Source organism: Albidovulum litorale (assembly GCF_025751495.1).
Classification (GTDB): Bacteria; Pseudomonadota; Alphaproteobacteria; order Rhodobacterales; family Rhodobacteraceae; genus Albidovulum; species Albidovulum litorale.
In genome coordinates this window covers 1-18,585 of record NZ_JAOWKZ010000005.1, presented here as the reverse complement: position 1 = coordinate 18,585, position 18,585 = coordinate 1, and the positions used below count along the sequence as shown (strand labels likewise).

Genomic DNA, 18,585 nt, shown 5'->3' with positions numbered 1-18,585 from the left:
TCATACATACTCCAGAAGGGGACCCACATGGCACTTTTCGGTACAGCAGGTCGAACAACTACGCGTCGTGAAACCTTCAAGGACAAGCCGAAAAGGAAAACCAAGGACGGACCGCAAGACACGCCGTCCACTGTCCTCACGGGCGAGCACGGCAGGTACCAGATCAAGTCCGGCCGCCTCGCGGGGGAATACGTCGCCCGCGCCTTTCCGAAGCCACCGACAAACGCTCGCGGCCTGATCGCAGAAGCAAAAGGCGCAAGCGAGGAGGCCGCTATCGCTGCTCTGCGCAATGTCATCAACGCACGGGAAACCCGTAGGATCGAAGACCGCAGAATCGACGCGCAAACAGGCTCGGTCGTTCCGAGCACCAAAGAATATGTCGAGGCAATCGGCCAAGTCGCTTTGTCGCACCCGCAACGCGCGATGCTGCTGGCATTATCGCGTGCCGGACATGAGGGGCTGACAGACATGCAGTTGGCAGATGCGGCCGGCTACAAGTCACCGGCGTCAGCCAATCGATCGTTCGCAGCGGCAGGGCTATTGATCGCCAACTACCTCTCCGTGGCGACGGCTGCGGGCGTGTCGGAGTTTGACCTCGAAGGGGCCTCGTTTCTTGGATTCCGTGGTGCTCGGCAAAAAGAGGAGGATCCTGGAAACAGGATACTGCATACGGAAGTGAACGAAGCAATCAAGCGGATGTTCTGATCTCATCGACGTTGTCGGGCCGAGACCGCGCCGCCGCATGACGTTCAGTACTGAACTCCAAAAGACTTAGCAGCGGAAAATACATGACTCGACATTACCTTTCCTGACTAAGTCGAGCTCCTTTGGTGGGGTATGTGGTCAGTTTCTAGGTGTAGTGGAGAATTCCATGACTACGGAGCTTGAACGCCGATTGATCGCTTGGGAATGCTCAAACCAGTCCCGCAGAGAATGCGTCGTCTTTTTGCGGGTTGAGCTGAGTCCAGACCTGCTGCGGTGCAGAAGAGCACTGATCGGCTCAGCCCCCTGATCCACGAGACGGCCCATAGCGGTCACTGAATTTCCTACGCGCCTTCTGCGATAGCAGCCCGCATAGTCGCCGTTCGTAATCCTTGCGAGTTCTGACGATGGTCGAACAAATTGCGGGACAATGTTGCGGTTTAGCCCGTGCTCAGACATTTGATTGCCAATATGGCCCGGAAACAGACCACTGGCTCTCTGCGCCACCGCTCTGTGGCGCGGAATTCAACGAAATAGCCGTAGGGAACTGCGCCTGCACGATGAGCTGGGTATGCCTCAAGGGCGCAACCCTTTCCTTCAGATCATGATCCGGCGCGGGTCCGTCAAGAGGCCAGCCAGATAGGACATGAACCGTGCTGCATCGGCGCCGTTAACAACCCGGTGGTCATAGCTCAGATCAAGCGGCAGCATCGGCACCGGGCGCGGCGTGTCGCCGTCCCAGAACGTCGCTATCTCGGTCCGCGTAATGCCGAGGATCGCCACTTCCGGAGGGTTGACGATCGGGGTGAAGGCGGTGCCGCCGATACCGCCCAGCGACGAGATGGTCATGGAGGCGCCGCCCATCTCGTCCGGACTGACCTTGCGCTCCTGAGCCCGCCTCGCGAGGTCAGCGATTTCCGTGGCAATTTGCCAGAGCCCCTTGCGATCGGCATCTCGGATCACGGGCACCATCAGCCCGTGGGTCGTATCCACTGCGATGCCGATATGGACATAGTCCTTAAGGATCAAGGTCTTGCCATTCAGGCTCAGCGAAGCGTTGAACCGCGGAAAATCGCGCAAAGCTTTGGCCAGCGCCTTGACGTAAAAGGCCAGGGCGGTGAGCTTGACGCCCCTCGCCCGGGTCTCGTCTTTCAACTCCGTGCGGAACGCCTCGATTTTTGAAATATCCGCCCGGTCGTGATGGGTCACCTGAGGGATCAGCGCGTTGGCGGCCGAAAGATTGGCCGCGGCCACCTGTGCGAAGCGGCTCAACGGTTCCTCGGTCACCGGCCCGAAGGCTGAATGGTCCACATCCCAGTACGAGGTGTCGCCAGCCTTGGTGGCAGCAGGCGTGGCGCCGTCGAGGTCCTCCCGCGCTATGGTGGTGCGTCCGGTATCCCGGGCCAGCTTCTCCATGTCTACGCCCTTTTCCCGTGCCAGCGCCCGGACTGAGGGAGCTGCAACTACATCCGTCATATCCACCCCCTACCAACTGGCCGAGATATACTGGGTTTCCATGAATTCCAGCATACCCTCGTGCCCGCCCTCGCGGCCCAGACCAGATTGCTTCACGCCGCCGAATGGCGCCGCCGGGTCGGAGACCAGCCCCCGGTTGAGCCCGACCATGCCGTATTCAAGCCGCTCGCAGACCTGCATCGCGCGTTTGAAGTTTTCCGAGAAGACATAGGCGACAAGGCCGTATTCCGTGTCGTTGGCGCGGCAGATCACGTCCTCCTGATCGGTGAAGGTCTGGATAGCCGCGACCGGGCCGAAGATTTCGTCATGCACGCAGTCCGCTGTCTCAGGCACGTTCGACAGAACAGTCGGCGGATAGAAGTAACCCGGACCGTTGGGCTTGACGCCGCCGCATTCGATCCTCGCCCCCTTCGCGACCGCGTCCGCTACGAAGGCGGCCACCTTGTCGCGCGTGTCGGCATTCACGAGCGGGCCGACATCAACCGAGGGATCGGTGCCATCGCCCACCTTGAGCGCGGTCATGCGTTCTCTCAGCCGTTTCGTGAATTCGCCCGCGATGGTTTCATGTACATAGATGCGGTTGGCGGCGGTGCAGGCCTCGCCCAGATTGCGCATCTTGGCCAGCATCGTGCCTTCGATGGCGGTGTCCATGTCGGCATCTTCCAGCACGATACAGGGCGCGTTGCCACCGAGTTCCATCGCCGGTTTGACGACCTGATCGGCGGCGGATTTCAAAAGCTTGCGGCCGACGCCGGTAGAGCCGGTGAAGCTGACCACCCGCACGCGCGGATCGTGCAGCATGTGATCGACCAGCGCCCCGGTCTTGCGCGACGGCAGCACGTTCACAAGGCCGGGCGGCACGCCGGCCTCTTCCAGCAGCGGCATCAGCGCCAGCATGGTCAGCGGGGTTTCCGAGGCGGGTTTGATGATTACCGCACAGCCTGCGGCCAGCGCCGGGGCGATCTTGCGCGTGCCCATGGCGGCGGGATAGTTCCAGGGCGTGACCAGCACGGCCAATCCGGCGGGCTTGTGCTGCACCACGATGCGGGCGCCGGAGGCCGGCGCATGGGTGATTATCCCGTCCGCGCGCACCGCTTCCTCGGCGAACCAGCGGAAGAATTCGGCGGCATAAGCCGCCTCACCCATGGCGTCGGCCCGCGCCTTGCCGTTTTCCAGCGTGATCAGCCGGGCGAAATCCTCAAGCCGCGCCGTCATCAGTTCCCATGCCTTGCGCAGCACCTCCGAACGCGTGCGGGGCGTGCGAGCGGCCCAGTCCTTCATCGCGGCCTCGGCTGCGTCGAGTGCAGCATCGGCATCGGCGATGTCGGCCGACGCGACAGAGGCAAGCACCTCTTCGGTGGCAGGATTGATGACGTCGAACCTTTCCTTGGCGGCACCCGGCACCCATTTGCCGTTGATGTAGAGATCAGTGAATTCCATGATGTGCTCCATGGCTTAGAGCAGGTGGCGGAGCGGTTGCTCCATCCGGCCTGCGAAATTGGACAGAAGGGACACGGCCTCTGTGGCGGTCAGGTGATGGCTGGCGCATTCCAGCGTGATGGCAAGTCCCTCGCCTGCCTGCGTCAGCGTCAGCGAAGGCGCGCCTTCGGCCCCAAGGGTGACGGTGTTGATCCGGCTCATCCGAAGATCGCGCAGGATCAAATCGGGTGCGCTGGCAGGATCAGCCGGCGCGATGTTTCCGAAGGTTCCCATAGGGACGGAAAAAGCCCGCGTCACGCCAAGGCTCTCGACCACGACAATCGCATCGCGGCCAAGGCTCGCCCCGGCAAAACCGGCCAGAAGCGCGACCGCATCCTTCAGGCCACCAGCTTCCGCCGCCCAAGCCGCGAATTCCGCAAAGCCCTCCGACGGAAGATCCGCCGTCAACCGTCGCGACGCCGCCTGCGCAATTTGCGGCGCCTTTTCAGGCAGCGATTTCAGCGCCTCAAGATCGGCGACATGATAGGGCTGCGGATGCCCGGCCTCGGCCAGCCGGTTCAGGTCCAGCCCCTGTTGCAGCGCGATGCGCCGGGCTTTTGGCGAGGCAAGGATCCGGCCGCCCGCAGCAGCAGGCGCAGCCGCTTTAGGGGCGGATGTCGCGGCTTTCGCCAGCTTGGGTGCAGACGGTTTGGCGGCGGGCGCAGAGGCCTGCGGAGCGGATGCCGGCGCCACCGCCGGCGCACCGGCGCGGCTTGCCTTTACCGGTTTTTCGGGTTTTGTGGCGGTAATCACGGCGATGGTTTCGCCCACCGGGGCCTCTTCGCCTGCTTCCGCCAGCAAGGCCGCGACGAAGCCGTCAAATCCGGCCTCGACCTCCATCGTCGACTTGTCGGTCTCCACCTCGAAGAGGATGTCGCCCGCAGCGACCGCGTCGCCCGGCGCCTTGTGCCAGGCGACGATCAGCCCAGTGTCCTGCGCCATGCCCAGCGCGGGCAGGATGACGTTGTTCCCCGCAGGCAGATCGGCTGCCGCGGGCGTGGCGTCGTCGGCGGGTTTTTCGTCCGCAGGCACCGCCTCGCGGCTTTCGCCGATCAGCGCAATCACGTCCCCTACCGGAACCTCGCTGCCGGCTTGGGCACGGATCTGGGTGACGAACCCGTCGGCGCCGGCGGGCACCTCCATGGTGGCCTTGTCGGTCTCCACCTCGAACAGCACATCATCGGCGGCAACCGCATCGCCCGGGCTTTTATGCCACGCGACAATCAGCCCGGTATCCTGCGCCATGCCAAGGGCTGGCATGATCACCTCATGCGGCATGGATCATCTCCCCCGCCACCAGCCTGCGCGCACTCTCGGCCACGCCTTCCGGCGTCGGCACGGTGATATCCTCCAGCGCCGGGCTGAACGGCACCGGCACATCCATCGCCCCCATGCGCAGGACCGGCGCGTCGAGGTGATAGAAGGCCTTTTCATTGATCCGGCTGGCGATCTCGCCGGTAATGCCGAAGCTCTGGTGGCCTTCATCGACCACGATCACGCGGGACGTCTTTTTCGCAGACTTCAGCAATGCCTCCTCGTCCAGCGGAACGATGGTGCGCGGGTCAATCACTTCGGCGTCGATCCCTTCGGAAGCCAGTATTTCGGCGGCCTTTTCGCAGACCTGAACCATCGACGAGGTGCCGATGAGGGTGATGTCGCTGCCGCTGCGCTTCACGTTGGCCTTGCCGAAGGGGATCAGGTATTCCTCCTCCGGCACCGGGGCCTTGTCGTTGTACATCAGCTTGTCTTCGAAAATGACGACCGGGTTGTTGTCGCGGATCGCGGTTTTCATCAGCCCCTTGGCCTCGTAGGCCGACGAGGGCAGCGCCACCTTCAGCCCCGGAATATGCGCGACAAGGGCATGCAGCGACTGCGAGTGCTGCGCGGCTGAACGGCGGGTGGCGCCGAGGTTCGTGCGCAGAACCAAAGGCACGTTGAGCTTGCCGCCCGACATGTAATGGGTCTTGGCCGCCTGATTGCAGAGCTGATCCATGATCAGATAGATGAAATCGCCGAACATCAAGTCGACAACCGGGCGGCTGCCGGTCATCGCGGCCCCTACGGCGATGCCCATGAATCCCGGCTCGGCAATCGGCGTGTCGACCACGCGCGAGGTGCCGAACTCCTCGACCAGACCTGAGAGCACCTTGAAGGGTGTGCCTGCTTCCGCCACATCCTCGCCGATGATGAAAACCCGCTCGTCGCGGCGCATTTCCTCGGCCAGTGCTTCGTTCACGGCCTGGGACAGGGTAATATTTCGCATTGCGGTTTCTCCTCAGGCCAGGGCGTGTTCGACGTCGGTGAAAACGTGCATGTCCACTTCCGAGACATCCGGGTATTTCGCGTTCAGCGCGTATTCGACGGCGGCGGCCGCGTCATCCTTGATCGCGGCGTTCATCGCCTCGATCTCTTCCTCGTTGGCGATGCCTTCGCTCACCAGCCAGGACCGGAACCGGACGATCGGGTCGCGGTTCTGCTTCCAGTCCTGCTCCTCTTCCTTGGAGCGGTAGTATTCGCGGTTGATGTCGCCGACATGGTGCCCGTGATAGCGGTAGGTCATCAGTTCGACGAAGAACGGCCCCTCGCCCTTGCGGCAGCGATCGACGAGTTTCTGCGCAAGCGTGTTCACCGCCAGAACGTCCTGCCCGTCCACCTGATGGGCTTCGATCCCGAAGGCCTCGGCGCGCGCGGTGATCGAACCGGCTGCGATTTCCTCAGTCTTGGTATATTCGGAATAGCCATTGTTCTCGCAGGCATAGATGACCGGCAGCTTCCAGAGCGCGGCCATGTTCATGACCTCGTACATCAGCCCCTGCGCGGTGGCGCCGTCCCCGAAGAAGCAGACCGTGACATCGCCGGTGCCGAGCAGCTTTGCGGTGAAGGCCGCGCCGGTCGCGATCCCCATGGAACCGCCGACGATCGCATTGGCCCCTAGATTGCCGTTCGACTGATCGGCGATATGCATCGATCCGCCCTTGCCGCGGCAATAGCCCTCTTCCTTGCCCAGAAGTTCGCAGAACATTTCCTTGAACTCCGCACCCTTGGCCACGCAATGGCCGTGGCCGCGATGGGTCGAGGTGATCTTGTCCGTCACCTTCAGCGCTTCGCAGATACCGACGGCCACCGCCTCCTCGCCGGAATACATATGGGTAAGGCCCGGCATCTTGGCCGAGAGGTAAAGCTGGTTCGCGTTGTCCTCGAACGTGCGGATGCGGACCATCTGGCGGTACATGCGCAGGTAATCTTCGGTATTGGACTTCTTCTTGGCGGCGCTCATGTCTGGCTCTCGTCGAAAAGAGCCCGGTCCCGACGGACCGGGCAGTTTCAGGTAGGTTAGTAGCGGTTGGCGATCGGCAGTTCCTCGGCCGGGAAGAGCGAGATCACCTCGCAGCCCGTCTCGGTCACCACGACCTCTTCCTCGATCCGCGCCGCCGAATAGCCATCTGCCGCAGGGCAGTAGGTCTCAAGCGCGAATACCATGCCCGTCTGGATCTCCATCGGATGGTCGAGGCTGACCGCGCGGCTGATGATCGGACGCTCATGCAACGCCAGGCCCAGGCCATGACCGAATTGCAGGCCAAAGGCCGCATCCTCGTTCGGAAAGCCGAACTCCTCCGCCTTCGGCCAGAGCTTGGCGACGTTGTCGGTGGTCACACCCGGCTTGATCGCCTGGATCGACGCGTCGATCCATTCGCGTGCCTTCACATAGGCATCGTTCTGCGCAGGCGTCGCGCGGCCGATGTTGAACGTCCTGTAGTAACAGGTGCGGTAGCCCTGGTAAGACTGAAGAATGTCGAAGAACGCCTGATCGCCGGGGCGGAAATATCGATCCGTGAAGTTGTGCGGATGCGGGTTGCAGCGTTCGCCCGAAATGGCGTTGATCGCCTCAACGTCGTCCGAGCCCATCTCGTAGAGCATCTTGTTCGACAGCGCGACGATATCGTTTTCGCGGATGCCCGGCTTCAGCTCTTCATAGATCATGTGATAGACACCATCGACCATGCTGGCCGCCTGGGTCAGCAACTGGATCTCGTCCCAGTTCTTGATCTCGCGCGCCGCCAGCATGATCTGCTGGCCATCGACGACGTGCAGGCCTTCTTCCTGAAGCGCGTGGAACATCGCGGTCTCGGCATAGTCCACGCCCACCGGCATATCGGCCATGCCCGCCTCTTTGATCAACTGCGCGATCTGGTGGGCATATTTCTTCATCAGGCCGAATTCGGGTGGGATGGTGCCGCGCATCCCGACGACGCCAGCGAGGCAGTGATCCGGTTCCAGCCAGTCGGAATAGCGCTTGTGGTGCTTCGCGGCAGAGCCGAAATCCCAAACGTAGGGGCTGTCATCGCCGGTCAGCAGGCAGAACCGGCACATCTTGTCCCGTTCCCATTCGCCAATCTTCGTGGCGCTGACATAACGGATGTTGTTCACGTCGAAGAGAAGCAGCGTGCCCGCATTGGAGTTCTTCAGGGCCTGACGCGTCCGGGCAAGACGGTAGCGGCGCAGGCGGTCATGGTCGATCCGGCGTTCGAAATCGACAGAAGTGTGACCCCAGGCAGGAAGGCGGTCGCGCCACTCCCAGTTCGGTTCGAGGTCTTGGGGGGTAAGCAGGTTCGGTAACAGTGCGCGTGACATGAGTGTCTCCTTCGGGTCGCGATAGCGGCCCGGTGAAAGGGTGAAACTGTGGGGTTCAGTGCGTTACTGGATGCACCAGCCGCCATCGATGTGGATCATCTGTCCGGTCATGTAGTCGCTGTCGTCACTGGCGAGGAATGACGCGGTGCCGACGATGTCGTCGGGATAGGACACACGCTTGATCTGCAGCGCATCGCGGACGATGTCCTCGTAGGCCTGACCTTCCTTCTGCTTGAAGCCGATATCGACAAGATCCTTGTCGAGCTGCTCCCAGAGCGGCGTGACCACCACGCCCGGCGCATAGCCGTTCACGGTGATGTTGTGTTCAGCCAGCGCCACCGCGCCGCAATGGGTCAGCGCGAGACAGCCGTATTTCGACGTGCAATAGACGGTGACGTCCACCAGCGGCTTGCGCGAGGCGATCGAGCCGACATTTATGATCTTGTAGGGGTGATCCGCCATCGGTCCCTGCGCGATCATCTGACGGGCTGTCTCTTGCATGCCGAGCCACATCGCCTTGGTGTTGACGTTCATGATCATGTCCCAGTTGTCTTCATCGATATCCATGAAGAACCGGGGCTTGTTCAGGCCGGCATTGAAAAGGCCTACATTGATCGAGCCGAAAGCCTCGACAGTGGCGGCCACTGCCGCCGCGTTGTCCTCGCGCTTGGTCACGTCCATCTTGACCGCAATCGCCTTGCCGTTGCCCGCCGCGTTGATGCGGTCGGCCACCTTGCGCGCCTCGTCGATATCGAGATCTCCGATGCAGACATTTCCACCCTGCGCGGCAAAGCTTTCGGCATTCGCCGCGCCCATGCCGCGGGCGGCCCCGGTTATCAGGATGTTCTTGCCTTTCAGGCGGTTGGGGTCCATGGGTCTCTCCTCCTCAGGTCTTTTCGTCCCGGTTGTTTTCAATCAGCGCCTCGGCGCGTTGCTGGGCGCGGCGCAAGGCCTCTCTCGGTGTCACGATCCCGCGCAGCATTTCGTGGAATTCTTCGCCGCAGATCTGGATTATGCCAGTGATTTCCGGCACCGGCGGGCGCGGCCAGAACTGCAGTTCGTCGCGCCAGGACATGGCGTCGACCGCCTCGAAGATCGGCGAGGCGCGACGCACCTCGGCGTCGGCGGCGACGGAATAGCGCGGGTTGGTGCGGCTGCCGTTCTGGACATACAGCTTTTGCGCCTCGGCGCTGGTGAAGACGCGCAGGGCCTCCACCGCCGCCGGTATCCGTTCGGGCGCGAGGTTCGCGGGAATGCCCATCACGTAGCCACCGACCGGCGCCACGTTGCGTGCGCCCGGCCCGTGCGGGTGCGGCAGATAGCCGGTCTGACCGCTGGCGGGCGAGGTGGGGTCGAGTTCGAAATAGGGCGCCAAAAGCGTGTAACCATAGGCCATGGCGATCTTGCCTGCCGCATAGGGCCGCACGCGCTCGTACCAGGACATCGACAGGATGTCGGGCGGCGAATAACTCAGCAGTTCCATCAGGAATTCCGCTGCCTGCTTCCCCTTCTCCGTGTCAATCGTGACCCGGTAGCCACGTTCGTGAAGGCGGTCGGTGTCGAAGCCGCCGGCAACTTCGCCAAGGTCGAAAACGGGCTGGCCGAAATCCGCGAGCGCCATCAGAAAGGTATGCCCGAGCGCCGTACCCCGCGCCGCATTCCAGGCGATACCGTACCTGCCCCGTTGTGGTTCGTGCATCCGACGGGCGGCATCAAGCAACTGATCCGTCGTCGTGGGCGGCTCCAACCCGGCCCCGGCAAACAGATCCTTGCGATAGAACAGCAGTTCCGGCGTGGTCTGGGCCGGCACGCCATAGGGCCGCCCGCCCCAATGCGCCGCCTTCCAGCCGGCCGTGTGAAAATCCGCAGGATCAAGCCGCTCGACATCCATGATCTCGTCGAGCGGCATGAGGATACCCTTGTCGGCGAATTCGCCGACCCAGGGCAGGTCAAGCGCGATGATGTCGTAGCGGCTTGCGTTGCGTTCGGCATTGCGCAGCCCCTCTTCGCGCAACCGGTCGATGGAAAACGCGCGCTGGTGGATCTGGGTGCCGACGACCTGCTCGAACTGACGCTTGAGGTTTTCCATGACCATGAAGGTCGGATCGCCATGCACCAGCACACGGATGCCGCCGGCAACTTTCAGCGGCTCTGGAAGGACCTGGATCGGCGGAATTGACTGCGCCGCCATATATGAACCGCCAAAGTAATAGTCGCGAACGTCTCCCCTGCCGTGCTGGGTGTCAAAATAGGTCTCGGTCAGACGGCGCACCCGGTCCGATATCCGTGTCCATTGCGCCAGCAGCTTCTCGCTGGGATGCATTGAAAAGCTCTTGCCCGACTTCGTACGGGGGCGCTGGTCGATCAGTCCCGCGTCGATCATCTCCTTCAGCCGCCGGTTGGCGGTCGCATAGGGCACGTTGCTAGCAGCGATCAACGAGGTCGGCGTCACGGCCTTTGCCTCGAAATGCCCCTTGATGACATGCAAGGCCATCCGGAACACCGGGCTCGGCGCGTTCAGCTCGATTGCGTCGTCGAGCTCGTTGCTGCATTCCTCTAGATAGGACAGGATGTGCAGCATCTCGCCAACTGCCAGGCGGGACCGCATCCGGTTTTCCGTATGTGAATCCATGGCATTCATGTCCGGGGCCTGCGCCTTCCTGTCCTTGCGCGGCCGCCTCGCCGCAGGATTATTCACATTGAACGAATCCGGATTTCCCATCACTTCGCTCCCCTTGAGAATGTTCAGATTGAAAGGTCGACAATATCGCAAAAAAATCCAATATGGATTTCTTTTTATCCAAAATGAATATTTTAGCTGCATTTTGAGCTGAGCAAAACGCTCAAGGTCGCCACAGTCGTCCGGCACTCCGGATGATGATTCCCCGATCGGAGGAGGGGATTAGATTTTGATAAAGACAGTCCGGGAGGAGACCCTGATGAAACTTCGTACCGCTCTCGCCGTGACAGTAGCCACTGCTGCTCTGTCCGGTGCCGCGACCGCCGAAACCTACAAGATCGGCATTACACAGAACAACGTGGGCGTCGACAGCTACCAGACCACGTACGAGAAAGCGTTCATTGCGGCTGCCGAAGCCAATGCCAATGTGGAAACCGTGGTTCTTGACGCCGGCGGTGATGTCGCTCGCCAGATCGCCCAGATGGAAGACCTGATCCAGCAGGAAGTCGATGCCATCATCATCTGGCCGACCAATGGCGAAGCCGTCATCCCGGCCGTGCGCAAGGCGCAGCAGGCTGGTATCCCGGTTATCGTCACTAACTCGAACATCGCCGAACAGGGGTTCGATTTCGTGGCCTCGTTCTCGGGTCCGGACAACATCACCCAGGGCGCCCGCTCGGCTGAGATCATGTGCGAGAAGTTCACGGAAATGGGTATCCAGGATGAGGCCCAGATCGTGCAGATTTCGGGCCAGCCGGGCTACACAACCGCCATTGAGCGCGCCAAGGGCTTCGAGGACCGTCTGCCCGAAGTTTGTCCGAACGTCACGCTGATGGAAACGCAACCGGGCGACTGGAACCGCGAAAAGTCGCAAAAGGTGATGGAAGCCTTTCTCGTGAAGTATGACGACATCGACGGAGTCTATGCCGGCGACGACAACATGGGCGTCGGCGCGCTCAACGCCGCCAAAGCGGCTGGCCGCGAAGGCATCATCTTTGTGGGCGCGACGAACTTTGCGGTCGGCTACGAGGCCATGGAACGCGGCGAATACTGGGGTTCGATCTACCAGTCTCCGGTGGACGACGCCGAGGCCGCGCTGCAGACCGCGATCGACGTGCTAGACGGCAAGGACGTGCCGTTCCTGAACTACTTCGACACGCCGAAGATCACCCAAGACAACATGGGCGACTTCACCAAGCCGGTCTTCTGAGACCCGAGGCTTGCAACCGGGCGCGGAATACCGCCGCGCCCGGCTCCGACCAGATCACTTAGATTACCCGGGAGGCGTAAATGGGCCGTGTTTCGGACCGTTCCTGCATCGTGACCGGCGCGGCGCGGGGCATTGGCCGCGCCATCGGCGAGGCACTTCTGGACGAGGGGGCTGATGTCTGCTTCGCTGATATAAACGGACCTTTGGTCGAGCAGGTCGCTGCCGCCAATGCCGAACGTGCGGCCAAGGCCGGGGGCAAGGTGATCTGGGCCGCCGTCGATGTGGCCAACCGCGACCAGGTGCGCGCCATGATCGACAAGACGGTGGCCGCGTTCGGCAAGCTAGACGTGAAGTTCAACAACGCCGGCGTGAACAAGCCGATGAACTTCCTCGACGTGACCGAGGAGAATTGGAACTTCATCATGCGGATCAATGGCCTTGGTTGCCTGATCGGCATGCAAGAGGCGGCCAAGCAGTTCATCCGGCAGAAAACCCCGGGCAAGATCGTCAACACCGCCTCGGTCGCCAGCCGCCAGGGTTTCGACAACGTGGCACCCTACTGCGCCAGCAAATGGGGCGTCGTATCACTGACGCAATCCGGCGCGCGGGACCTCGCGAAGCATGATATTACGGTGACGGGCTTCGCACCCGGCGTCGTGGCGACCGAAATGTGGGAAGAGGTCGACCGCGATCTCATGGAAATCGGCGCCGCCCAGAGGCCGGGTCAGGCAATGGAGGAGTTTTCGGCCGAGATTCTCAAAGGACGCGTTGCCACACCGGCGGATATCACCGGGACAACGACGTTCCTGGCATCGAAGGACAGCGACTACATGACCGGCCAGATCGTCATGATCGACGGAGGCATGACGTTGGTGTGACGCGGTGACAGGCCGAGGGGAACCGATGGCGCAAGACGCAATCACGGAAGGGCGCTCACAAGAGCGGCGGGAGGATCGGATGTCAGGCTCAACGAAACAACGGATCGGAGGCTTTCTGGCCCGTCAGGGAATATTGGTGGCCTTCGCTCTGTTCATGATCGGCTTCACGCTGGCGAACCAGCGCTTTCTCGATCCAGATAACGTCATGGGCGTTATCCGCTCCTCTGCCATTCTCGGCGTGATGGCGCTTGGCGTGACCTTCGTGGTGATCAGCGGCAATCTCGACCTCTCGGTGGGCTCGATGATGTCATTTTCCACCATTGTGGTGCTCGACCTGCATGACAAGATCGGTCCGACACTGGCCATCCCGGCAATGTTCGCCATGACGCTCTGCCTCGGCGCGTTCATTGGCTTTCTGGTCGGCTACCTAAAGCTCAATTCGCTGATCGTGACCCTGGGCATGCTTTCGGCGATCCACGGCCTCACGCTGACGTACTCCGGCGGCCAGAACATGGACATCGCCGACAAGGCCAACACCTGGTTCGGGGTTTTCGGCCAAGGCAATATCGTCGGCATTCCGGTGCCGATCCTGCTGTTCGCGCTCTTGGCAGCGATCCTCGGCATGATGTTGTCCAAGACCCCCTTCGGACGCAAGGTCTACGCCGTGGGCGGCAACGGCACAGCGGCGACCTTTTCGGGCATCCGCCGGGCGCGGGTCGTATTCTCCTGTTACCTGATCTCGGCCTTCTGCGTCGCGACCGCCGGGCTTATTCAGGCCAGCCGCAGTCTCGGCTCGCAGAACACCGTGGGCCAAGGGCTTGAACTTGAGGTCCTCGCGGCGGTCATCCTTGGAGGCGCCTCGCTGCTTGGCGGATCGGGGACGATCTTCAAGACGGTGATTGGGGTCCTTATCCTCGGCTTCATCCAGAACGGCCTTCTGCTCGTCGGCCTGCAATTCTATGTCCAGTATGTGGTGACTTGGATCATAATAATCCTTGCTGTGTGGCTCGATATCGCAGCCAAGCGCGGCAAGCTCTGGTCCCCGATCGCGTAGGGAGGAAAGACATGCAACCGGGAACGCTCAGCTCCTTCCTCAAGCGTGGTGCCATCTGGGGCTTCATCCTGCTTGAACTGATCTTTTTCACCGTGGCGGGAGAGTTCCTGTCGCTGAGTGACAAGGCCTTCATGGATGTCGACAACATGCTGCTTCTATTCAAGCAGTCCGCTCCGATCGGCATCATCGCCATGGGTATGACGATCATAATGATCAACGGCAACATCGACCTTTCGGTCGGTGCCACTTACGCGATCAGCGCAATCGTCCTGCTCGACAGCCTGACCTGGCCGATCTTCGGCAGTCTCGGGGATTGGGTGATCCCTGTCTCCTGGGCGCTCGCACTCCTGACCGGGGTCGTGCTGGGGGCACTGAACGGACTCATCGTCTGGAAGACGGGGGTCGACGCCTTCATCGTGACGCTGGGCTCTATGCTCGGCTATCGCGGTCTGGTCTTCATGTATAACGGCGAACAACCGACGAGCCACCTCAACTGGACGCTCGTGGATTTCGCCGAGGCGCAGTTCCTTGGATTGCACACCGCGACATGGTTCCTGCTCGTGGTCACGGCGGCGATCTCGTTCCTGATGAACCGCACGGTACATGGCCGTAACGCCTATGCCATCGGTGATAACCGTGAAGCGGCGGTCAATGCCGGTATCCGGGTTGGACCGCACATGATGATCAATTTTATGATCATCGGCTTTCTGGCGGCGCTGTCGGCGGTCGTGTTTTATTCGGAGTCGGGCTCCGTCAACCCGAATGACGGCTCACTTTATGAGCTTTGGGTTATCACTGCGGTAGTCCTCGGCGGCACAAAGTTGACCGGCGGCGCAGGGTCAATCCTGTCTACGTTCGGCGGCGTCCTGGCAATCCAACTTCTGCGCAAGGGTCTGGCCCATATCGGCGCGGATACAGAGACGGTAAACCTCGTGATTGGCCTGATCCTGATCGCGGTTCTGTTCCTCGACCGGCAACTGAACATCAAGGGCAAGGAGGAGTTGAAGATATGACGGAACAGATCCCTGCCCTGCGCCTCGAAGGCATCGTCAAGACCTTCCCTGGCGTTCGTGCGCTTGACGGCGTGTCATTCAGCGTCCTGCCTGGCGAAGTCCACGCTCTCATGGGCGAAAACGGCGCTGGCAAGTCCACCCTCATGAAGGTTCTCGGTGGTATCTATCAGCCCGATGATGGGCGGATCATCGTCAACAAGATGCCCGCCGTAATGACCTCGCCTCTCGAAGCCAAGGCCAAGGGGATCGTCTTCATCCACCAGGAACTCAGCCTCGCCGAGGAATTGTCCGTGGCGGAGAACATCTATCTGGGCGAATTGCCACGCAAGCGCTTCGGTTTAGTTGACTGGACGAAGCTGGAGGCACAGACCAACGAGATCCTCGCCAGGCTGAAGGTCGGTTTTGACGCCAAGACGCGTGTCGGCGATTTGTCCATCGCCAACCAGCAGATGGTTGAGATCGCCCGCGCCCTCACCGTCGATTCAAAGGCGGTGATCTTCGACGAACCCACCGCCTCGCTCACAGATGCCGAAAAGGTGGTGCTGTTCGACGTAATTGCCGATCTACAAAAGGCGGGCGTCGGGATCATCTATATCTCCCATCGGATGGAAGAGATCTTCAAGATCACCGACCGGATCAGCGTGCTGCGTGACGGCCAGTACCGTGGCACGCTCAAGACCGCCGAGACCAACGAAGAAGAGGTCACTCAGCTGATGATCGGGCGCAAGCTCGACCTGTCGCGCAATGTCAGACACCACGAACTGGGCCGGGTGGCACTCGAAGTGCGCGATCTCTCCTGCGGCGAGCTCTTCCGGGATGTTAGTTTTGAGGTCCGCAGCGGTGAGGTTGTCGGCTTCTACGGGCTGGTCGGTGCCGGACGGACCGAGATCGCCGAAACTCTGTTCGGCCTGAGAGACCCGAGTGCCGGGACAATCCTCTTAAACGGCGAGGAGGTTCGCATCCATTCGCCCGCCGACGCGATCGCAAAAGGCATTTCGCTGGTGCCGGAGGATCGCAAGGGCCAGGGGCTGGTGTTGGGCATGAACTGCCGGGACAACATGACCCTGCCCCAGGTCGATGACCTCAAGGCCGGTCCCTTCGTCGCCGAAGGTTCGGAAATCGCCATCTTCGACCAGTATCGCGACAAGCTCGACATCCGTACACCGGGTTGGAAACAGATCGTGGGCAACCTCTCGGGCGGCAATCAGCAGAAGATCGTCATCGGCAAATGGCTGTCGATGCACCCCAACGTATTGATCGTGGACGAACCGACCCGCGGCATCGACGTAGGCTCCAAGTCCGAGATCCACAACCTGATCCGCGACCTCGCAGCGCAAGGCTACGCGGTGATCGTCATCTCGTCTGAAATGCCTGAGGTGCTGCATGTCAGTGATCGCATCATCGCCATGTATTCCGGTCAGATCACACGGACCTTTACCGCAGAAGAGGTGACTGAGGACAACCTGATCCAAGCCATATCGGGAATAGGCGGTTCCGATAGGGCCGCTTGATACAAGTGCAGGACTTGCCACCCCGGTCTTCAGGAGAAGGTTCGCCAGTCTAAGCGATCGGCGACTGAAGGGCGTTTTCCTGCTGCGATGGCAAAAAGACTGAACCCCGCCGTTTTCGGAACGCCCGCTTTCGGCTTTCGAAATCCCTCACGGCGACTTTGCACCTGCGGAGAAAGCCACATTCTGCCCGCCATGTTGGACTCGCAAGCGAAAACAGGTGGGCCGTTGGACGTCCGCTTTTGCCAGCGCCTAGTGGAGCCTTCGCAACTGCGGCGAAGTTTCGCTTTGCCGCCAACTCGTCGGTTCGGAGGCGGAAGTGCGAGGTACTCGTGTGAATGTCCGGTTTCGTCGACGGCGCCTAATCATATCGCGCCTGCGGCGAAAGTCGTGTGTGGATGGCTCCTGCATAGCAAGCCCTTTTTGAGTTGATTTCGTGCATTTGTCAGAAGCAGTCGTGTGTCCGGCCTGTTTGCGCGGTTTTGACCGCTGGCCCTGATGGGTTCCGCAAACCAAGTCCTTTACGGCTTTGCGGGCTGTAACGCCCGGGACCTTCGACGGGGTGTCCTGGTTTTGGCGGCTGACTGATGCACCATCATTTCGCAGGTCTTGCTAACTCGTGGTTCTTTCTCCTCAGGCCATATGTGGGTTGTAGGGTGCGTTTCGGGTTAGAACGGCCCAGACGATCCGAGCTGTCTTGTTCGCCATAGCGACTGTAGCCAGGCGGGCAGGTTTGCGTTCGAGTAGTGACGTCAGCCATTTGCTGGCGCGCTCCGGATGTGATCGGGTTTGCCTGACCAGCGATGTCATCCCGACGACAAGCAATGATCTTAAGTATTGATCGCCCATCTTGGTGATCCGTCCCAGCTTCTCTTTTCCACCGCTGGATTTGTTCGCAGGCGTCAAGCCAAGCCAAGCAGCAAACTCCCGGCCATTTCTGAACTGGTGCCCGTCTCCAATGCTGGCGATGATGGCAGAGGCTGTTACCGCCCCAACGCCAGGGATGGTTCGCAACAACCGCACCCGTTCGTCTTCCTTGGCGACCTACTTCAAACGCTCTTCATACCAACGGATTCTATTGTGGAGGGCCATGAGCTGTTCAGACAGGTTGCGGATCACCTCGTTGGCAATATCAGGTAGGTCGAGAACTTCGCCGAGGGTGATGTCTTCAGCAAAACCAATCACACGAGCCAGGCCTCTTGGAATGCAAATACCGAACTCGGCGACCAGTCCTCGAAGGCCGTTGACGAGCTGCGTCCGTTGCCTGACCAAGAGATCGCGAGCACGATGAAGGGACAGCAAGGCTTGTTGCTCAACCGTCTTAATCGCGACAAAGCGCATGGTCGGACGGGTATCTCCGACGAGCAGAAACGGGCAATCGTAGACGCGATCCCGGTGCCGGAGGGGCTCTGATGGCCACACCGGTTCCCGATATCGACGCCTTCGAAGAGCGCGCGGCCATCTTGCAGTACGAAGCTGGCATGAGCCGGAAGCAGGCAGAAGACCAAGCGGCTCAAGTGCAGGGTTTTAGGGATGCGACCCACTACCGGCAGGTGCTGGCCGACTACCTGCTCACGGGCAGGCTATGACACTTTTCCTCGGCGGGGACCTTCGTGGTCTTCGCCGGGGAGGTTTCGCTTTCTCTTTTTTCCAAGGTCGGCTTTGAGCCCGGAGCGGACGCTACTCGACGCTGTCAAGCTCCATGCGGTCCAGCCAGTCGATGATCAGCGATCGGAATAAATCTCTTTTGGCTGGAGCGATGAAGTGTCCACAGCCATCGAGCACGGCGAACGTCGCTCTGGGAAAACGCTCAACAGACATCCACGCGTCACGATATCCAGCAATAGTATCTTGCTTGCCCCCGAGTATCAGCGATGGGGCAGAGAATGGTGCGCCGACCTCGTCCGGGTTGAAACTGAAAGCGTAGTTTTCAGGGCGCCAGCTTTCCAAAGC

The 18,585-nt window shown here is 61.0% G+C and carries 16 protein-coding genes and 1 pseudogene; 7 read left to right on the top strand and 10 right to left on the bottom strand.

Annotated elements, in window-relative coordinates; all coding sequences use genetic code 11:
• The first annotated feature begins 27 nt into the window (after nucleotides 1-27).
• Complete coding sequence (locus tag OEZ71_RS17985) at nucleotides 28-705, top strand: amidohydrolase family protein (protein WP_263741465.1); 678 nt, start codon at nucleotides 28-30, stop codon at nucleotides 703-705.
• 594 nt (nucleotides 706-1,299) lie between these two features.
• Here OEZ71_RS17985 and OEZ71_RS17980 read toward each other — a convergent pair.
• The 8 genes from OEZ71_RS17980 to OEZ71_RS17945 all read right to left on the bottom strand — a co-directional run bounded on the left by OEZ71_RS17980 (nucleotide 1,300) and on the right by OEZ71_RS17945 (nucleotide 10,897).
• Nucleotides 1,300-2,178 (bottom strand): 2-oxo acid dehydrogenase subunit E2, encoded by an 879-nt coding sequence (locus OEZ71_RS17980; RefSeq protein ID WP_263741464.1) that lies wholly within the window; start codon nucleotides 2,176-2,178, stop codon nucleotides 1,300-1,302.
• A gap of 9 nt (nucleotides 2,179-2,187) precedes the next feature.
• Entirely contained in the window at nucleotides 2,188-3,618 is a 1,431-nt protein-coding gene (locus tag OEZ71_RS17975; protein ID WP_263741463.1) for an NAD-dependent succinate-semialdehyde dehydrogenase, read from the bottom strand.
• A 15-nt stretch (nucleotides 3,619-3,633) separates the two neighbouring features.
• Nucleotides 3,634-4,935: a biotin/lipoyl-containing protein gene (locus OEZ71_RS17970; RefSeq protein WP_263741462.1), complete on the bottom strand. Its 1,302-nt coding sequence runs from the start codon at nucleotides 4,933-4,935 to the stop codon at nucleotides 3,634-3,636.
• Nucleotides 4,925-5,920 (bottom strand): alpha-ketoacid dehydrogenase subunit beta, encoded by a 996-nt coding sequence (locus OEZ71_RS17965; protein ID WP_263741461.1) that lies wholly within the window; start codon nucleotides 5,918-5,920, stop codon nucleotides 4,925-4,927. The genes OEZ71_RS17970 and OEZ71_RS17965 overlap by 11 nt, the downstream gene beginning before the upstream one ends.
• A 12-nt stretch (nucleotides 5,921-5,932) precedes the next feature.
• Nucleotides 5,933-6,934 carry a thiamine pyrophosphate-dependent dehydrogenase E1 component subunit alpha gene (locus OEZ71_RS17960; RefSeq protein WP_263741460.1) on the bottom strand — a complete coding sequence of 334 codons (1,002 nt, stop codon included), beginning with the start codon at nucleotides 6,932-6,934 and terminating at the stop codon, nucleotides 5,933-5,935.
• Between the two features lie 56 nt (nucleotides 6,935-6,990).
• Nucleotides 6,991-8,289 carry a M24 family metallopeptidase gene (locus OEZ71_RS17955; protein ID WP_263741459.1) on the bottom strand — a complete coding sequence of 433 codons (1,299 nt, stop codon included), beginning with the start codon at nucleotides 8,287-8,289 and terminating at the stop codon, nucleotides 6,991-6,993.
• A 63-nt stretch (nucleotides 8,290-8,352) separates the two neighbouring features.
• Nucleotides 8,353-9,162, bottom strand: coding sequence for an SDR family NAD(P)-dependent oxidoreductase (locus tag OEZ71_RS17950; protein WP_263741458.1), 810 nt, complete (start codon nucleotides 9,160-9,162; stop codon nucleotides 8,353-8,355).
• 13 nt (nucleotides 9,163-9,175) lie between these two features.
• On the bottom strand, nucleotides 9,176-10,897 hold the full coding sequence (locus tag OEZ71_RS17945) for an extracellular solute-binding protein (RefSeq protein ID WP_263741457.1): 1,722 nt from the start codon (nucleotides 10,895-10,897) through the stop codon (nucleotides 9,176-9,178).
• Between the two features lie 331 nt (nucleotides 10,898-11,228).
• Between OEZ71_RS17945 and OEZ71_RS17940 the strand changes: the two genes are divergently transcribed.
• The 5 genes from OEZ71_RS17940 (at nucleotide 11,229) to OEZ71_RS17920 (ending at nucleotide 16,635) form a co-directional block, all read left to right on the top strand.
• A complete protein-coding gene (locus OEZ71_RS17940) occupies nucleotides 11,229-12,179 on the top strand; it encodes a sugar ABC transporter substrate-binding protein (protein ID WP_263741456.1) in 951 nt (316 codons plus the stop codon).
• A gap of 80 nt (nucleotides 12,180-12,259) precedes the next feature.
• Complete coding sequence (locus tag OEZ71_RS17935) at nucleotides 12,260-13,057, top strand: SDR family NAD(P)-dependent oxidoreductase (protein ID WP_263741455.1); 798 nt, start codon at nucleotides 12,260-12,262, stop codon at nucleotides 13,055-13,057.
• A gap of 79 nt (nucleotides 13,058-13,136) precedes the next feature.
• Entirely contained in the window at nucleotides 13,137-14,111 is a 975-nt protein-coding gene (locus OEZ71_RS17930) for an ABC transporter permease (protein ID WP_263741454.1), read from the top strand.
• Nucleotides 14,112-14,122: 11 nt separating this feature from the next.
• Nucleotides 14,123-15,124: an ABC transporter permease gene (locus tag OEZ71_RS17925; protein ID WP_263741453.1), complete on the top strand. Its 1,002-nt coding sequence runs from the start codon at nucleotides 14,123-14,125 to the stop codon at nucleotides 15,122-15,124.
• The gene (locus tag OEZ71_RS17920; protein WP_263741452.1) at nucleotides 15,121-16,635 is read left to right on the top strand and encodes a sugar ABC transporter ATP-binding protein; all 1,515 of its coding nucleotides are present in this window, start codon (nucleotides 15,121-15,123) and stop codon (nucleotides 16,633-16,635) included. The genes OEZ71_RS17925 and OEZ71_RS17920 overlap by 4 nt, the downstream gene beginning before the upstream one ends.
• A 630-nt stretch (nucleotides 16,636-17,265) precedes the next feature.
• On the opposite strand, the pseudogene OEZ71_RS20305 reads toward OEZ71_RS17920, so the two are convergent.
• Nucleotides 17,266-17,988, bottom strand: a pseudogene (locus OEZ71_RS20305) (IS110 family RNA-guided transposase); the annotation flags it as partial.
• A gap of 56 nt (nucleotides 17,989-18,044) precedes the next feature.
• Here OEZ71_RS20305 and OEZ71_RS17905 point away from each other — a divergent pair.
• Nucleotides 18,045-18,221: a hypothetical protein gene (locus OEZ71_RS17905; protein ID WP_263741449.1), complete on the top strand. Its 177-nt coding sequence runs from the start codon at nucleotides 18,045-18,047 to the stop codon at nucleotides 18,219-18,221.
• A 91-nt stretch (nucleotides 18,222-18,312) separates the two neighbouring features.
• Here OEZ71_RS17905 and OEZ71_RS17900 read toward each other — a convergent pair.
• The coding region (locus tag OEZ71_RS17900) for an alpha/beta fold hydrolase (RefSeq protein ID WP_263741448.1) at nucleotides 18,313-18,585 on the bottom strand (273 nt) is incomplete at its 5' end.

Coding starts and splice junctions, on each gene's coding strand:
- OEZ71_RS17985 (WP_263741465.1), top strand. CDS start 28: ATGGCACTTTTCGGTACAGCAGGTCGAACAACTACGCGTCGTGAAACC.
- OEZ71_RS17980 (WP_263741464.1), bottom strand. CDS start 2,178: ATGACGGATGTAGTTGCAGCTCCCTCAGTCCGGGCGCTGGCACGGGAA.
- OEZ71_RS17975 (WP_263741463.1), bottom strand. CDS start 3,618: ATGGAATTCACTGATCTCTACATCAACGGCAAATGGGTGCCGGGTGCC.
- OEZ71_RS17970 (WP_263741462.1), bottom strand. CDS start 4,935: ATGCCGCATGAGGTGATCATGCCAGCCCTTGGCATGGCGCAGGATACC.
- OEZ71_RS17965 (WP_263741461.1), bottom strand. CDS start 5,920: ATGCGAAATATTACCCTGTCCCAGGCCGTGAACGAAGCACTGGCCGAG.
- OEZ71_RS17960 (WP_263741460.1), bottom strand. CDS start 6,934: ATGAGCGCCGCCAAGAAGAAGTCCAATACCGAAGATTACCTGCGCATG.
- OEZ71_RS17955 (WP_263741459.1), bottom strand. CDS start 8,289: ATGTCACGCGCACTGTTACCGAACCTGCTTACCCCCCAAGACCTCGAA.
- OEZ71_RS17950 (WP_263741458.1), bottom strand. CDS start 9,162: ATGGACCCCAACCGCCTGAAAGGCAAGAACATCCTGATAACCGGGGCC.
- OEZ71_RS17945 (WP_263741457.1), bottom strand. CDS start 10,897: ATGCGGTCCCGCCTGGCAGTTGGCGAGATGCTGCACATCCTGTCCTAT.
- OEZ71_RS17940 (WP_263741456.1), top strand. CDS start 11,229: ATGAAACTTCGTACCGCTCTCGCCGTGACAGTAGCCACTGCTGCTCTG.
- OEZ71_RS17935 (WP_263741455.1), top strand. CDS start 12,260: ATGGGCCGTGTTTCGGACCGTTCCTGCATCGTGACCGGCGCGGCGCGG.
- OEZ71_RS17930 (WP_263741454.1), top strand. CDS start 13,137: ATGTCAGGCTCAACGAAACAACGGATCGGAGGCTTTCTGGCCCGTCAG.
- OEZ71_RS17925 (WP_263741453.1), top strand. CDS start 14,123: ATGCAACCGGGAACGCTCAGCTCCTTCCTCAAGCGTGGTGCCATCTGG.
- OEZ71_RS17920 (WP_263741452.1), top strand. CDS start 15,121: ATGACGGAACAGATCCCTGCCCTGCGCCTCGAAGGCATCGTCAAGACC.
- OEZ71_RS17905 (WP_263741449.1), top strand. CDS start 18,045: ATGGCCACACCGGTTCCCGATATCGACGCCTTCGAAGAGCGCGCGGCC.